At 72.6% G+C, this 15343-nt stretch carries 13 protein-coding genes, 1 pseudogene and 1 riboswitch; of the genes and pseudogenes, 8 read left to right on the top strand and 6 right to left on the bottom strand.

The window, feature by feature from the left end:
- Window positions 1–49 precede the first annotated feature (49 nt).
- Window positions 50–2575, top strand: a complete 2526-nt coding sequence (pcrA, locus tag AC38ZX_RS16645; protein ID WP_491295253.1) for a DNA helicase PcrA — start codon at window positions 50–52, stop codon at window positions 2573–2575.
- On the opposite strand, the gene AC38ZX_RS16640 is transcribed toward pcrA, so the two are convergent.
- From AC38ZX_RS16640 to AC38ZX_RS16630, 3 genes are all read right to left on the bottom strand, one after another.
- Window positions 2566–2931, bottom strand: coding sequence for a hypothetical protein (locus tag AC38ZX_RS16640; protein ID WP_426592955.1), 366 nt, complete (start codon window positions 2929–2931; stop codon window positions 2566–2568). The two genes, pcrA and AC38ZX_RS16640, sit on opposite strands and share 10 nt — an antisense overlap.
- A 117-nt stretch (window positions 2932–3048) precedes the next feature.
- Complete coding sequence (locus AC38ZX_RS16635) at window positions 3049–3615, bottom strand: Clp protease N-terminal domain-containing protein (RefSeq protein ID WP_426592954.1); 567 nt, start codon at window positions 3613–3615, stop codon at window positions 3049–3051.
- Window positions 3615–3827, bottom strand: coding sequence for an RNA polymerase subunit sigma-70 (locus tag AC38ZX_RS16630; protein ID WP_491295252.1), 213 nt, complete (start codon window positions 3825–3827; stop codon window positions 3615–3617). The genes AC38ZX_RS16635 and AC38ZX_RS16630 overlap by 1 nt, the downstream gene beginning before the upstream one ends.
- Before the next feature lie 189 nt (window positions 3828–4016).
- Between AC38ZX_RS16630 and sucC the strand changes: the two are divergent.
- The 3 genes and pseudogenes from sucC (at window position 4017) to AC38ZX_RS16615 (ending at window position 7565) form a co-directional block, all read left to right on the top strand.
- Window positions 4017–5200, top strand: a pseudogene (gene sucC, locus AC38ZX_RS16625) (ADP-forming succinate--CoA ligase subunit beta).
- A 36-nt stretch (window positions 5201–5236) separates the two neighbouring features.
- The gene (gene sucD, locus AC38ZX_RS16620) at window positions 5237–6112 is read left to right on the top strand and encodes a succinate--CoA ligase subunit alpha (RefSeq protein WP_426592951.1); all 876 of its coding nucleotides are present in this window, start codon (window positions 5237–5239) and stop codon (window positions 6110–6112) included.
- Window positions 6113–6230: 118 nt separating this feature from the next.
- Window positions 6231–7565, top strand: coding sequence for a cell division protein PerM (locus tag AC38ZX_RS16615; protein WP_491295251.1), 1335 nt, complete (start codon window positions 6231–6233; stop codon window positions 7563–7565).
- Window positions 7566–7567: 2 nt separating this feature from the next.
- Here AC38ZX_RS16615 and AC38ZX_RS16610 read toward each other — a convergent pair whose 3' ends face one another.
- Window positions 7568–8122: a hypothetical protein gene (locus AC38ZX_RS16610; RefSeq protein WP_426592949.1), complete on the bottom strand. Its 555-nt coding sequence runs from the start codon at window positions 8120–8122 to the stop codon at window positions 7568–7570.
- A gap of 162 nt (window positions 8123–8284) precedes the next feature.
- Between AC38ZX_RS16610 and purN the strand changes: the two genes are divergently transcribed.
- Window positions 8285–8869, top strand: a complete 585-nt coding sequence (gene purN, locus AC38ZX_RS16605) for a phosphoribosylglycinamide formyltransferase (protein WP_491297463.1) — start codon at window positions 8285–8287, stop codon at window positions 8867–8869.
- 14 nt (window positions 8870–8883) lie between these two features.
- Window positions 8884–8971: riboswitch (ZMP/ZTP riboswitch) on the top strand.
- Window positions 8967–10595, top strand: a complete 1629-nt coding sequence (purH, locus tag AC38ZX_RS16600) for a bifunctional phosphoribosylaminoimidazolecarboxamide formyltransferase/IMP cyclohydrolase (RefSeq protein ID WP_491295250.1) — start codon at window positions 8967–8969, stop codon at window positions 10593–10595. It overlaps the preceding riboswitch by 5 nt.
- A 12-nt stretch (window positions 10596–10607) precedes the next feature.
- On the opposite strand, the gene AC38ZX_RS16595 is transcribed toward purH, so the two are convergent.
- A complete protein-coding gene (locus AC38ZX_RS16595; protein ID WP_491295249.1) occupies window positions 10608–11861 on the bottom strand; it encodes an NAD(P)/FAD-dependent oxidoreductase in 1254 nt (417 codons plus the stop codon).
- A 35-nt stretch (window positions 11862–11896) separates the two neighbouring features.
- On the opposite strand from AC38ZX_RS16595, the gene AC38ZX_RS16590 reads away from it, so the two are divergent.
- A complete protein-coding gene (locus tag AC38ZX_RS16590; protein ID WP_491295248.1) occupies window positions 11897–12406 on the top strand; it encodes a DUF3017 domain-containing protein in 510 nt (169 codons plus the stop codon).
- Here the strand turns inward: AC38ZX_RS16590 and AC38ZX_RS16585 are convergent.
- Window positions 12348–13520 (bottom strand): MIP/aquaporin family protein, encoded by a 1173-nt coding sequence (locus tag AC38ZX_RS16585; protein WP_491295247.1) that lies wholly within the window; start codon window positions 13518–13520, stop codon window positions 12348–12350. The genes AC38ZX_RS16590 and AC38ZX_RS16585 overlap by 59 nt on opposite strands.
- A 302-nt stretch (window positions 13521–13822) precedes the next feature.
- Here AC38ZX_RS16585 and AC38ZX_RS16580 point away from each other — a divergent pair, with 302 nt between their 5' ends.
- A complete protein-coding gene (locus AC38ZX_RS16580; protein WP_491295246.1) occupies window positions 13823–15040 on the top strand; it encodes an NADP-dependent isocitrate dehydrogenase in 1218 nt (405 codons plus the stop codon).
- The last annotated feature ends 303 nt before the right edge of the window (window positions 15041–15343 follow it).

Genomic DNA, 15343 nt, shown 5'->3' with positions numbered 1-15343 from the left:
CCACAGGAGGGCCGTCGATGTGGGCGGCGACGCCTACCCTTGGACTGCCATGACCTCGCTCTTCGACAGCCTCTCGCTCTCCGTCCCCGGCGTTCCCTCGCGACCGCCCCGGGACGCGTCCGCCGTCCTCCCGTCCGGTCTCGCGCCGCGCAGCGACGACGAGGAGTCGGAGGCCGCGGCGCAGGAGCGGCTCGCTCGGCAGCAGGCCAAGGCGGACGCGCTGGTGGACGGGCTGAACCCGCAGCAGCGCGAGGCCGTCCTGCACCACGGCGGACCGTTGCTCATCGTCGCGGGGGCCGGCTCGGGCAAGACGCGCGTGCTCACCCACCGCATCGGGTACCTGCTGGCCACGCGGCGGGCGCGTGCCGGCGAGGTCCTCGCGATCACGTTCACCAACAAGGCCGCAGCCGAGATGCGCGAGCGGGTGGAGCAGCTGGTCGGACCCGCGGCGGGGCGGATGTGGGTGTCCACGTTCCACTCCGCGTGCGTCCGGATCCTGCGCCGCGAGGCGGGCACGCTCGGGCTGCGGTCCAGCTTCTCCATCTACGACGCTGCGGACTCCCAGCGGCTGCTCACGCTCGTCGCGCGCGAGCTCGACCTGGATCCCAAGCGCTACCCGGCCAAGGCGCTGGCCAACAAGATCTCCAACCTCAAGGACGAGCTGGTCGACCCGGAGACGTTCGCCGCGACCAACGGCAACGGCGCCACCAACGACTTCGACGCCGCGCTCGCGCAGGTCTACACGCGCTACCAGGCGCGTCTCAAGCAGGCGCACGCGCTCGACTTCGACGACCTGATCATGACGACCGTCCACCTCCTGCAGGCCTATCCGGCCGTCGCCGAGCACTACCGCCGGCGGTTCCGGCACGTGCTCGTCGACGAGTACCAGGACACCAACCACGCGCAGTACGTGCTGGTCCGCGAGCTGGTGGGCTCGGGCCGACCCGACGACGAGGTCCCGCAGGGCGAGCTGACCGTGGTCGGCGACGCGGACCAGTCGATCTACGCGTTCCGCGGTGCCTCGATCCGGAACATCCTCGAGTTCGAGGCCGACTACCCGGACGCCCGGACCATCCTGCTCGAGCAGAACTACCGGTCGACGCAGAACATCCTGTCGGCCGCGAACGCGGTGATCAGCCGCAACCCGGGGCGGGCGGGCAAACGCCTGTGGACCGACTCCGGGGCGGGTGCGCAGATCGTCGCGTACGTCGCGGACACCGAGCACGAGGAGGCCCGGTTCGTCGCGGAGGAGATCGACCGGCTCGGCGACTCCGACAGCGTGCGACCCGGTGACGTCGCGATCTTCTACCGCGCGAACGCCCAGTCCCGTGCGCTGGAGGAGGTGCTCGTCCGCGTCGGCCTCCCCTACAAGGTCGTCGGCGGCACGCGGTTCTACGAGCGCAAGGAGATCAAGGACGCGATCGCCTACCTGCGCGCGATCGCCAACCCCGACGACGACGTCAACCTCCGCCGCATCCTCAACGTGCCCAAGCGCGGGCTGGGGGACCGCTCCGAGGCGATGGTCGCGGGGTTCGCGGAGCGGGAGCGGATCTCGTTCGGCGCCGCGCTGGAGCGTCTCGACGAGGTGCCGGGCCTCGGCACCCGAGCGATCGTCGGGCTCGGCTCGTTCGCGGAGATGATGTCGGAGCTGCGCTCGCTGGCCGCGGAGGCCGGCCCCGCCGAGGTGCTGGGCGCGGTGCTCGACCGGTCCGGGTACCTCGCGGAGCTGCGCGGGAGCGACGACCCGCAGGACGCCTCCCGGGTGGAGAACCTCGCCGAGCTGCACGCGGTCGCCTCCGAGTTCTCGGCCAGCGACCCCGAGGGCGACCTGGCCGACTTCCTCGAACGCGTCTCGCTCGTCGCCGACTCCGACCAGATCCCGACGCCCGACGAGGCCGATCCGGACGCCCCTGTGCGCCCCGATCCCGGTGTGGTCACGCTCATGACGCTGCACACCGCCAAGGGCCTGGAGTTCCCGGTCGTCTTCCTCACGGGCATGGAGGACGGGACGTTCCCGCACCTGCGCTCGCTGTCCGACCCCGACCAGCTCGAGGAGGAGCGGCGCCTCGCCTACGTCGGCCTGACCCGCGCGCGGGAGCGGCTGTACATCTCGCGCGCCGCCGTCCGTACGGCCTGGGGCGTGCCCAACGAGTTCCCGCCCAGCAGGTTCCTGGACGACCTGCCCGACGAGCTCATCGACTGGCGCCGACGCGAGTCGTCGACGTCGCAGCTGCGCGGCGGCTGGGGCTCGGGCTACGGGACGAGCGGCGGGTACCGGAACCAGTCCTCGGCCGGCGGGTACCGCAAGCAGGAGCGCGAGCCGCGTCCGCAGTCGCTGCCCTCGACGGGCGCGACGTTCGGGTCGGCGACGCCTCGGCCGGACTCCGCCATCCCGCAGCTGGCCGTCGGTGACCGGGTCACGCACGACTCCTACGGTCTGGGCACCGTGATCGCGATCGAGGGTGCCGGGCCGAACGCGGTGGCCAAGGTGGACTTCGGCAGCGACGGCACCAAGCGGCTCCTGCTGCGGTTCTCGCCGGTCACCAGCTCTGAGCGACCGGCCGGCTACACGTAGCGGTGCAGCTTGACCGCCTCGTCGAACGTCAGTGACGGCAGCTGGCGCCGGACCTCGGTGACGCCGGCGAACTCGCCGTGCTCGGCCCGCGCCGCGCGGACGAGGCCCACGTCCAGCTGGCTACGGGCGGTCTCCAGCGGGGTCACCCGGCCTCGGGCGACCCCCCGGTCGTACCGCGCGGTCAGCGCCCATGCGATCAGCAGGAGCGCGACCAGGATCGCGACGACGGCCACGCCCAGGTACCACTTGCTCGTCGACTCGACGGTCAGCCCGCCCAGGGCGAGCGCGACGATGGTGAACAGGGTCAGCATCGTCCGGCGGCTGCGCCGCTTCGTCGCGCCGGTCTGGTTGGTCACGGTGTCCTGCCGATCTCGTCTGGTCGTCGGTAACGAGGGTACGGCGCGGACCTTGGTGGGCGGTGCGCGCCCGGACGGCCTGCGGCGGGCGCAGGGTGCCCGACGAGGGCAGGAAGATCACGGCAGGCCGGCCGGGTCCTGCGCCCACGCGGCGTAGACCGCCTGGCGGACGTCGTCGTCGCCCAGGCCCAGCCCGTCGAGCGACCGGGCGGCGCGCGGGTCGTCCACCCGGACGACGGCGAGCAGCAGATGGCCGGTGTCGATGCGGCGGTGCTTGAGCCGGACGGCTTCCCGGAGCGCGATCTCGAGAAGCTTCTTGGCCTGGGCGTCGAGCGGCTTGTGCCCGGACCGCGTCGTGCAGGGCGCCGTCGCGGCGACCTTGTCGTCGAGGGCCCCCGGGCCGAACTCGGCCTCGACCTGCGCCCGGACGGCTTCGAGGTCGATGCCGACCCCGGCAAGCGCGTCGGCGTCCAGCGCGTCCGACGGCAGCCCGCGCACGGCCGCCCGGACGGCGGCCTCGTCGACGCCCAGCCGGGCCAGCGCGCGCGCCGCCACGGTCTGGGGCGTCCGGACGGCGCCCAGGAGGAGGTGCTCGGCGCCCACGTGGTCCGCCCCGACGGCGTTGGCCTCCTCGACCCCGAACCCGACGGCGTCGCGGGCGTCGCCCGTGAATCTCTCGAACATCAGCCGAACCTCTTCCCGTACTTCTTGTGGACCGCCTGGCGGGACACGTCGAGCGCCGCGGCGACCTGCTGCCAGGACCACCCCAGTTCCCGGGCGCGTTGGACGTGCAGCGTCTCGAGGCGGTCGGCCAGCGCTCGCAGCGCGCGCACGGCGCGCAACCCCTCGGCCGGCTCGGACGCCCCCGAGGCGGCGGTCATGAGCCCTTCGGACATGACTGTCAACCTACGTTGACACCTGCCGAGTGTCAACCCAAGTTGACGGCCTCGTGCGAATTCCGCGTGAACGTCATGCACGCCACATCTCTCGACGTCGAGCGATCCCTGACCGGCCGCTACCATCGATCGGGGCGTTTCGGCCGAACCGAGGCCGTCGAGCGCCGGTGATGAGAGGACCCAGACCAGGTGGACCTGTTCGAGTACCAGGCACGTGACATCTTCGAGAAGCACGGCGTCCCCGTGCTGGGTGGCGTCGTCGCCACGACCACCGAGGAGGCCCGCGCCGGCGCGGAGCAGCTTCTGGGTGGTCAGCCTGGCGTGGTCGTCGTCAAGGCCCAGGTCAAGGTCGGGGGTCGCGGCAAGGCGGGCGGAGTCAAGCTGGCGCGCTCCGTGGACGAGGCGGCCGAGAAGGCCGACGAGATCCTCGGCATGGACATCAAGGGCCACACCGTCCACCGCGTGATGATCGCCGCCGGCGCCAAGATCGCCACCGAGTTCTACTTCTCGCTGCTGCTGGACCGTGCCGAGCGTCGCTACCTGGCGATGTGCTCGGTCGAGGGCGGCATGGAGATCGAGCAAGCTCGCCGTCGAGCGCCCGGACGCGCTGGCCAAGGTCGCCGTCGACCCGCGCACGGGCATCGACCAGGCGAAGGCCGACGAGATCGTGGCCGCCGCGGGCTTCAGCCCGGAGCTGGCCCCGAAGGTCGCGGCGGTGCTGCAGACGCTGTGGACCGTGTACAAGGAAGAGGACGCCACGCTCGTCGAGGTGAACCCGCTGGTCCTCACGGAGGACGGCGACATCGTCGCGCTCGACGGCAAGGTCACGCTCGACGAGAACGCGGGCTTCCGGCACCCGGAGCACGAGGAGCTCGAGGACAACGCCGAGACGGACCCGCTCGAGACACGCGCCAAGGCGGCGGACCTCAACTACGTCAAGCTCGACGGCGAGGTCGGCATCATCGGCAATGGCGCGGGGCTCGTGATGAGCACCCTGGACGTCGTCGCGTACGCCGGCGAGAAGCACGGCCACGTGAAGCCGGCGAACTTCCTCGACATCGGTGGCGGCGCGAATGCGCAGATCATGGCCGCCGGTCTGGACATCATCCTGACGGACCCGCAGGTCAAGTCCGTGTTCGTCAACGTCTTCGGCGGGATCACGGCGTGCGACGAGGTGGCCAAGGGCATCGTCGCCGCGCTCGAGATCCTCGGCGACGAGGCGTCGAAGCCGCTCGTCGTCCGCCTGGACGGCAACAACGTCGTCGAGGGACGTCGGATCCTCGCGGAGGCCGCGCACCCGCTGGTCACGCTCGCAGAGACCATGGACGGCGGCGCCGACAAGGCAGCCGAGCTTCGCCCACGCTGCGGCCTGAGCCACACCCCTGAACCAGAGAGAAGCTGACACACACATGGCGATCTTCCTGACCGAGGCATCCAAGGTCATCGTCCAGGGCATGACGGGGGCCGAGGGCCAGAAGCACACCACCCGCATGCTCGCCGGCGGCACGTCCGTCGTCGGAGGCGTGAACCCACGCAAGGCGGGCACGTCTGTCGCGTTCGGCCAGGTGGAGGTGCCCGTCTTCGGCACCGTCGCCGAGGCCGTCGCCACGACCGGCGCCGACGTCTCCGTGATCTTCGTCCCGCCGGCCCACACCAAGGCCGCCGTCGTCGAGGCGATCGAGGCCGGCGTGCCGCTGGTCGTGATCATCACCGAGGGCGTCCCGGTGGCCGACACGGCCGAGTTCTTCGCGCTGGCGCAGGAGAAGGGCGTGCGGCTCATCGGCCCCAACTGCCCCGGCCTGATCAGCCCCGGAAAGTCCAACGTCGGCATCATCCCGGCCGACATCACGGGCCCGGGCCGCGTCGGCCTGGTCTCGAAGTCCGGAACGCTGACCTACCAGATGATGTACGAGCTGCGGGACTTCGGGTTCTCGACGGCCATCGGCATCGGCGGCGACCCGATCATCGGCACCACGCACATCGACGCGCTCGCGGCGTTCGAGGCGGACCCCGAGACCGAGGTCATCGTGATGATCGGTGAGATCGGTGGCGACGCCGAGGAGCGGGCCGCCGCCTACATCAAGGAGCACGTGACCAAGCCGGTCGTCGGCTACGTCGCCGGCTTCACGGCCCCCGAGGGCAAGACCATGGGCCACGCCGGCGCCATCGTCTCGGGCTCCTCGGGCACCGCGCAGGCGAAGAAGGAGGCCCTCGAGGCCGCCGGCGTCAAGGTCGGCAAGACGCCGTCCGAGACCGCCGCGCTCGCCCGGGAGCTGCTGGGCTGAGCCCTCACCCGAGCCGTCCGACGAGGAGGCGTCGACCCGACCGGGTCGGCGCCTTCTCGCGTCCGACGCGCCGGGCGATGTTCTCCGTCTGCGTTCGAACGGCAGCGACGATGGCACGGTGAGCGTCACCCGCAACGTCCTCGACCGCACCCGACCGCGGTCCCGCGGGCGACGTCCGGCGGCCGGGACCGACCAGTTCTTCGCCAGCGCGCTCGACGGCGCCCCGCGGTGGGTGGCCGGCGTCCTCGCGGCGCTCCAGGCGGCCCTGCTGTCGTTCCTCGTGATCGTGCTGCCCGCCATCGCCGCCTATGTGGCCACGTCCGCCGACCCCTCCAACGACGGCGTCGGCTGGTTGCGGTCGGTCGGCGTCGGGGCGTCGATCTGGTTGCTCGGGCACGGCGTGCCCGTCGCCGTCGGAGCGGTCTCGGTGACGATCGTGCCGCTCGGCGTGACGATCCTGGCCCTGTTCACCTGCTACGCCTCCGCCCGGCGCTCCGGCCTGGCCACCTGGCCCGGCTACACGGCGGGCGTCGCGGCCTACGCGCTGGTCACGGTCGTCGCGTCCCTGCTCGTGGGCGTCCACGGACTCGGCCTCGCACGGGCGGTCGTCGGCGGGGTCGTCGTGTCCGGTCTCGGGCTCGGCGCCGGGCTGCTGGCCCGCCCCGAGGCGCCGGCCTGGCGGACGCTGACGCGGCCCGTCTGGACGCGGGTCCCGCCGGCCGTCCGGACCGGTTCGGCCGCCGGTCTGCTCGCGCTCGCCCTGCTGTTCGTGGTCGCCGCCGCGGTCGCGACGCTCTGGGTGCTGGCGGGCCGAGCGACCATCGGCGACGTCGTGCGCGGGCTCGGCCTCGACGCGGTCGGTGGCCTCGTGCTCGCCTTCGCCGAGCTGGCCTTCGTGCCCAACCTCGTGGTCTGGGCGACCGCGTGGCTCACCGGCAACGGCTTCTCCGTCGGCTCCGGGACGCTGTTCGCACCCGACGCGGTGGTCGGCGGACCGCTGCCCGCGGTCCCGATGCTGGGCGCGCTGCCGACGCCCGACGTCGCCGGACCGGCGACCAGCATCGTGCCGATCGTGCTGGTCGGGATCGGGGCCGTCGTCGGCCTGTACGTGCACCGCCGGCTGCGGGCCACCCGGTGGTGGCACGGGGCGGCCGCGTCCGGCACCGCGGCACTGACCCTCGGCGTCCTGCTCAGCATCCTGGTCGCCCTCGCCAGCGGCAGCGTCGGTCCGGGCCGGCTCGCGCACGTCGGCGCGCAGGGGGTGCTCGTCGGGCTGCTGGCGGGCGCCGGCGTGCTGATCGGCGCACTGCTCATCGCCGTACCGTCCGACCCGCTGGTGCGCGCCGAGGTTCGTCGGCTCCTCGGCGGTGCGATGAGCAGGGCACAGCGGCGACGGCGAGAGGACCACCGGGATCTCGACGACGAGCTGCCGGTCGACGACCCGGTCGGCTGAGCTCAGCCCCCGACGCCGAGCTTCTCCCGCTGGACCTTCAGGTCCTTCTGGTACTGCGCCTCGCACCGTTCGTGGGCAGAGACGGTGAGGGCGCCGTCCAGGCACGCCTGCCGGTCCAGCCCGGCCTGCAGGCTGACCGCGGGCGCGGCCATGGCCATCGACCACAGGAACGCGACGACCAGGCCGGCGGTGAGGATGATCGGCAGGGTGCCGCGCACATGTGCCTGACCTGCGACGACGAGCGCCCACACGCCGATGCCGATGGCGGCCAGACCGAGCACCGCGGCGCCGAGGGACCACGGCAGCCGCATGAGGCTGACCAGCACCGACGCCAGGACCGTCAACGCGAACAGGCGGGCGATGCGGCCGGCGCGTGCGGCGCCCTCGGGATCGGTCGGGACCGGGGCGGGCACCGGGGGGCGCGCGCCGCTCTGCTGCCACGCCGGCGGCGGGTGCTGCAGGTAGGGCGGCGGAACCTGGTCCTGCACGGGCGCGCCCGGCCGTTCGCCGTCCGGCTGGCGCGGACGGTCGCCGGGGGGCGCGTACGGGTTGCTCACGTCAGCATTCTCGCCCACGAAGGCCAGGACGTGGCCACGCCGCCGGCTGGTGTCCGCGACGGCCGGCACCTCGGGTCGCCCGGCGGTTCGCACCGGTAAGGTCGCCGCGTGAGTCAGCCACATCCCAGCCCACCCACCCGAGCGGCGGGTCGGCTCGTCGTGATGGTGTCCGGCACCGGTTCCAACCTCGCGGCGCTGCTGGCGGCGCACGACGACCCCGGCTACGGGGCGCGGGTCGTCGCCGTCGTCGCGGACCGCCGGGGGATCCGCGCGCTGGACATCGCCGCCGAGGCGGGTGTCCCGACCGCCGTCGTGTCGGTCAAGGACTTCGACGACCGGGCGGCCTGGGACGCCGCGGTGGCGGAGACCGTCTCGGTGTTCCAGCCGGACCTGATCGTGCTCGCCGGGTTCATGAAGCTGTTCGGGGCCACGTTCCTCGAGCGGTTCGGCGGCCGGATCATCAACACGCACCCCGCCCTGCTGCCGGCCTTCCCGGGCGCGCACGGCGTGCGGGACGCCCTCGAGTACGGCGCCAAGGTCACCGGGTGCACCGTGATGGTGGTCGACGAGGGCATCGACACGGGCCCGATCCTGGCGCAGGCGGCCGTCGCCGTGGAGCCCGGGGACGACGAGACCTCCCTGCACGAGCGGATCAAGGTGGTCGAGCGGTCGTTGCTGGTCGAGTGGGTGGGGCGGATCGCCCGCGGCGGTCTCACGGTGGACGGTCGCCACGCAGAAGTCGGCTGAGGCCCGCTAGACTCGGCCCTGGTCGTGACTGGCGCAGGTGGGTTCAACCACCGGGAAGCGACCGCAGTTCCCCGCCACGCACCGCCCGCCTGGGTGCATGGGTCCGTTGTTCCGACCCACACCTCCGGGAGCTGCTGTGCCCTCCACCTCGTCTGTCCGGTCCGTCCGCCGTGCCTTGGTCAGCGTCTACGACAAGACCGGCCTGACCGAGCTGGCGGCGGCCCTGCACGCCGCCGGTATCGAGATCGTCTCGACCGGATCGACCGCCGCGACGATCGCGGCCACCGGCGTCCCGGTCACCCGGGTCGAGGACCTGACCGGCTTCCCCGAGTGCCTCGACGGTCGCGTCAAGACGCTGCACCCGCGTGTGCACGCGGGCATCCTGGCCGACACGCGCCTGCCCGAGCACCTGCGCCAGCTGGACGAGCTCGGCATCGAGCCGTTCGAGCTGGTCGTCGTCAACCTCTACCCGTTCACCGCGACGGTCGCGTCCGGCGCGTCCGCCGACGAGTGCGTCGAGCAGATCGACATCGGCGGCCCGTCGATGGTGCGCGCCGCGGCGAAGAACCACCCGAGCGTGGCGGTCGTCGTCGATCCCGCTCGGTACGACGAGGTGGTCGAGGCCGTGCACGCGGGCGGCTTCACGCTCGAGGCGCGCCGCCTGCTCGCCGCCGACGCGTTCGCGCACACGGCCGCGTACGACGCCGCGGTGGCGGCCTGGTTCGCCAGCTCCTACGCCCCCGACGACGACAGCGGCTTCCCGAAGGTCGCCACCTCGACGTTCGAACGCGGTGAGGTGCTGCGCTACGGCGAGAACCCGCACCAGTTCGCCGCGCTGTACCTCTCGCCCACCGGCGCGGCCGGCCTCGGTCTGGCCGGCGGCGAACAGCTGCACGGCAAGGCCATGAGCTACAACAACTACGTCGACGCGGACGCCGCCTGGCGCGCAGCGCACGACCACGACGCCCCGGCGGTGGCGATCATCAAGCACGCCAACCCGTGCGGCATCGCGGTCGGCGTGGACGTCGCCGACGCCCACGCCAAGGCCCACGCCTGCGATCCGGTATCGGCGTACGGCGGAGTCATCGCGACGAACCGCACGCTCACCGCGGCGGCTGCGGAGCAGATCGCACCGGTGTTCACCGAGGTCGTCGTCGCCCCGGACTTCGAGCCCGAGGCCGTCGAGATCCTCAGCCGCAAGAAGAACATCCGCCTCCTCAAGGTCACGGGTCTCGACGACGCGACGCACACCACCGAGGTGCGCGCCATCACCGGCGGCACGCTCGTGCAGCAGCTCGACCGCATCGACGCGCCCGGCGACGACCCGACCGCCTGGACGCTCGCCGCGGGCCGGCCGGCCGACGAGGACACGCTCGCCGACCTCGTGTTCGCCTGGCGCGCGGTCCGCGCGGTGAAGTCGAACGCGATCCTGCTCGCCCACGCCGGCGCGTCCGTCGGGGTCGGGATGGGTCAGGTCAACCGCGTGGACTCGTGCGGCCTGGCGGTGACCCGCGCGAACACGGGCGACATCGAACGTGCCCGGGGTGCGGTCGCGGCGTCGGACGCGTTCTTCCCGTTCGCCGACGGCGCCCAGGTGCTCATCGACGCCGGTGTGCGGGCCATCGTGCAGCCCGGCGGCTCGGTGCGCGACGACGAGGTCGTCGCGGCGGCCCAGGCGGCCGACGTGACCCTCTACCTCACGGGCACGCGGCACTTCGCGCACTGAGCGCGGCGAGCGCTACCGCTGCGCGTCGCGCAGGGTGGTGCCCACGTCGCGCGCGAGCGTCCGGTCCAGCCGGGGCAGCGCGGCGGCCGTGAACAGCCGCCGTGCTGCGCCGACGTCGTGGGGGCGGTCGACCGTGAAGGCCGCGCTGACCTGGTCCGTCCCGGGCCGGAACCAGAGCGCACCCCAGCCGTCGGCGCCCGTGGGGTCACCCCGCAGCACCACCTCGTCGTCGACGTGCCGGACGCCGAACAGGGCGAGCTCGTGGCCCAGCTGCGTCGAGAAGACGTACGGCGCTGGGTCGACGACCGGGTCGCCGGTGCCCAGCAGGTCCGCGACGAGGTCCGTCGGGCCCCGCAGCGCGCCGTCCCAGTGACCGCCCGGCACCCAGCCGTGCCGCTGCGAACGCCGCAGGGCGACGTCGCCCACCGCGCGCACGGAGCGGGGCGCCCCGAGCACCGCGTGGCGCTCGTCGACGCGCAGCGACCCGTCCGGCTCCTGGGGCAGCGCGGAACCGAGCCACGCGGTCGTCGGCCGCGCCCCGACGGCCGCCAGCACGACGTCGGCAGGCACCAGCGTCCCGTCGGCCAGCGCGACGCCGTTGCCTCCCACCTCGACCACGTGCGCGCCACGCCGCAGGTGCACGCCCACGGCGGCGTACCAGGGCGCGGTGAGCGCACCCACCGCCGGGCCCAGTGCCGCGCCGAGCGGGTCGCCGGTCGCCTCCAGGACGGTGACGTCGAGCCCGGCGGCGGCCGCCACGGTCGCGATCTCCGCGCCGATCCAGCCCGCGCCGATCACGACCAGGCGGGTGCCCGGGACGAGGGCCGCGCGCAGGACGTCCGCGTCGGCGGCGGTGTGCAGGGTGAGCGCGGCCTCCCAGCCGGGCGGTCGAACGGCGTGGGCCCCGGTCGCGACGACGACCGCGTCCGCGCCCAGCGGACCACCGTCGGTCTGCACCTCGACGCCCGCCGCGGTGATCGTGAGGCCGCGCGCGGGGGAGCCCAGGCGCACCTCGTCGGCGAGGACCGGCAGATCGGCGCCGATCTCGTCGCGCAGCCAGGTCGGCGTCGATCGGTCGAGAAGGTGCTTGGACAGCGGAGGGCGGTCGTACGGCGCGATCGGTTCGGCCCCGAGCACAACGACCCGGCCGTCGAACCCGCGTTCCCGCAGCTCAGCCACGGTCCGGGTGGCCGCCAGCCCGCCGCCGACCACCAGCACCGACCGGACGACGCGCTCCGGCCGGCTCGTGGATTCAGGGTCGCTCACCTGGCAACGGTAGTCTCCGGACGGGAGGCAGATCGATGGTGCACGAGCGGACGACGAGCGGTGCGGGGCTCCGCCACGCCGCGCCGACGCGCGCCCAGACGCCACCGTCGGAGCCGCCCGTGCCGGCGGACCCGATCGCCCAGGAGCAACCGGCGGACCCGGTGACGGAGCCGGCGACGGTGCCCGTCACCGAGCCCGCCACCGAGCCCGCGCCGATCTCCGGCCCGGTCGCCGTCGGAGAGGCGCCCGTGGACCCGCGGACGATCGCCCGTGCTTCGCTGGCCGCCGGACGCAACGCGTCGCTGTGGTGGGTGAGCGCCGGGATCGCCGTCGCCGTCGCGGTGGCGCTCGGCGTCGGCACCAGGACCGGGTCGGCCGTGCTCGCCGCGGTGGTCGCCGCCTGTGGCATCGTGCGGCTGGTCACCCCGGTCCCCGGGCCCGTGGCCCTCTCGGTCCGCGCCCGGTGGCTCGACGTCTCGGTGCTGTTCACGCTCGCGGTCGGACTCGGGCTGTTCGCCGCCGTGCTGCCCGGCGAATGGTTCTGACCCGCGTTCCTCCCGCGCCGGACGCACGAGAGCCCGGGACCGCTGCGGTCCCGGGCTCTCGTCGTGGAGCGAGGCGGATCAGCGCTCGGAGACGATGAGCGTGTCCTCGGTGGTGACGTACTCGTCGTCCTCCTCGAGCAGGTTGTCCTCCTCCGGCGGCTCCGCGGCGAACGCGCGGTAGACCAGGCCGGACAGCGCCGCGCCGACGATCGGGGCGACGACGAAGAGCCACAGCTGCTTCCAGGCCCAGCTTCTCGGAGAACACGGCCGCGGCGAACGAGCGGGCCGGGTTGAGCGACGCGTTCGTGATCGGCAGGGCGACCAGGATCAGCACGGCCAGGGCCAGGCCGATGGCCAGCGGCGCCGAGACGTTCTTGGCGCGACGGTCGGTGGCGCCGAGGATGACGCCGACGAAGAGCGCGGTGACGACGAGCTCGACCAGCAGCGCGGAGACCAGCGTGAAGCTGACCTGGCCCTGCGAGGCGGTGGACAGCGGCGAGTGGGCCTCGAAGCCGTTGGCCACGCCGGAGAAGAACGACTTCTTGGTCGCCGTGGTGGAGCCCTGCGCGATCAGGCCGGGCAGCTTGTCCGGGATCGTGGTGAACAGGACCGCCGCGGCGGCCGTGGCTCCCACGAGCTGGGCGAGCCAGTAGGGCAGGACGTCCTTCCAGGCCGTGCGACCCGCGATCGCGGCGCCGACGGTCACGGCCGGGTTGAAGTGGCCCCCGGAGATGTGGCCGACGGCGATGATGCCGGCCAGCAGCGCGAGACCGAACGCCAGACCGACGGCCAGCGCGCTGCTGACACCGCTGACGCTCAGGTACAGCGCGACGCCGAGACCCGCGATCACCAGCAGGAACGTGCCGAACGCCTCGGCGCCGAGCTTCGCGAGCAGGCTGGGCCCGGTCACGACGACGGAGCCGGCGGGGAGGTAGACGGCCTCGTACTCGTCGTACTCCGTCTCCTCGGGCGCCTCGGGCAGTACCTCGGTGGCGACGGGCTCGGCGGCGGCCTCGGTTGCCGGGGCAGCGGGCTCGGGCGTGCTCTCGACGATCGTCTCGTCGGGCTCGGGCTCAGGCAGGGCCGTCGCCTTGTCTGCGTTGTCCTGTGACATGTCGTTCCTGTCGTGAGAATTCGGAGAGGTTGGGGAGGTGCGCGCGGAGAGTGCCACGCCCGCCTGTGTGCTGTTCCAAGCCGCAGGCGCCTGCCCCGTAGATCCCAGCATGCCAGTCCCGCACCGCCAGGGTCACGGTCCGCGCCGATGCGTGACGGGTATTCGGTCTGCGAGGATCGTCCCGGTCGGCATCGGGGAGGCCTGACGAAAGTCTCTCGATGTCGAGTAATCTTGCCCACGGACCTGCGCCGGCACCGTTCGATCGTGCCGTGCCCCACCCGTCCCAGCACAGGAGACTCCGCATGGCGAAGATCAAGGTTGTCGGCCCGGTCGTCGAGCTCGACGGCGACGAGATGACGCGCATCATCTGGCAGTTCATCAAGGACCGCCTGATCCACCCGTACCTCGACGTCGACCTGCGCTACTACGACCTGTCGATCCAGAACCGTGACGCCACGGACGACCAGGTGACCATCGATGCCGCGAACGCCATCAAGGAGCACGGGGTCGGCGTCAAGTGCGCGACGATCACGCCCGACGAGGCGCGCGTCGAGGAGTTCGGCCTGAAGAAGATGTGGGTCTCGCCCAACGGCACGATCCGCAACATCCTCGGCGGCGTCGTCTTCCGCGAGCCGATCATCATCAGCAACATCCCGCGCCTGGTGCCGGGCTGGAACAAGCCGATCATCATCGGCCGTCACGCGTTCGGCGACCAGTACCGCGCCACCAACTTCAAGGTGCCCGGCGCCGGCACGCTGACCATGACGTACACCCCGGCGGACGGCTCCGAGCCGATCACGCAGCAGGTGGTCACGTACCCCGACGGCGGCGGTGTCGCCATGGGCATGTACAACTTCAACGACTCGATCCGTGACTTCGCGCGCGCCTCGTTCGCCTACGGCCTGCAGCGCGGCTACCCGGTCTACCTGTCGACGAAGAACACGATCCTCAAGGCCTACGACGGCTCGTTCAAGGACATCTTCCAGGAGGTGTTCGATGCCGAGTACGCCGAGCAGTTCGCGGCGGCCGGCCTGACCTACGAGCACCGGCTCATCGACGACATGGTCGCCGCAGCCATGAAGTGGGAGGGCGGCTACGTCTGGGCCTGCAAGAACTACGACGGTGACGTGCAGTCCGACACGGTCGCGCAGGGCTTCGGCTCGCTCGGCCTCATGACGTCCGTGCTCATGACGCCCGACGGCAAGACGGTCGAGGCCGAGGCCGCCCACGGGACGGTGACGCGCCACTTCCGCCAGCACCAGGCCGGCAAGCCGACGTCGACCAACCCGATCGCCTCGATCTACGCCTGGACCGGCGGCCTCAAGCACCGCGGCGTCCTGGACGGCACCCCCGAGGTCACGGAGTTCGCCGACACGCTCGAGCAGGTCGTCATCGAGACCGTCGAGAGCGGCGCCATGACCAAGGACCTCGCGGCCCTCGTCGGCCCCGACCAGGCCTGGCAGACCACCGAGGAGTTCCTCGCGACGCTCGACGCCAACCTGGCGGCCAAGCTCGCCTGAGCACGCTTCTCGTCCCGACGGCGTCACCGGAGATCGATCCGGTGACGCCGTCGGCGTTCAGGTCCCCGGCCGGGCTGCCGATGGAGCGAACGTGGACGACGAGACGCAGCAGGCAGTGATGGACGTGGTGGCCGGGTGGCAGACAGGTGTCTCTCAGGGCGACGCCGACATGACGTACGACCTGGCGATGTATCGGTGGCAGGTACAGGGGGACGACGACGAGGCTCTACGCCTGCTCGAACCTCTGGCCGGCGCCTCTCACGTCCCCTCGATGCGCGCTGTGGCGCAGCTGTGGGCCCTGCG

It is taken from the genome of Cellulomonas sp. McL0606, from assembly GCF_058248365.1.
The sequence above is the reverse complement of the archived record's forward strand: the minus strand, read 5'-3'. Positions and strand labels throughout refer to the sequence as shown.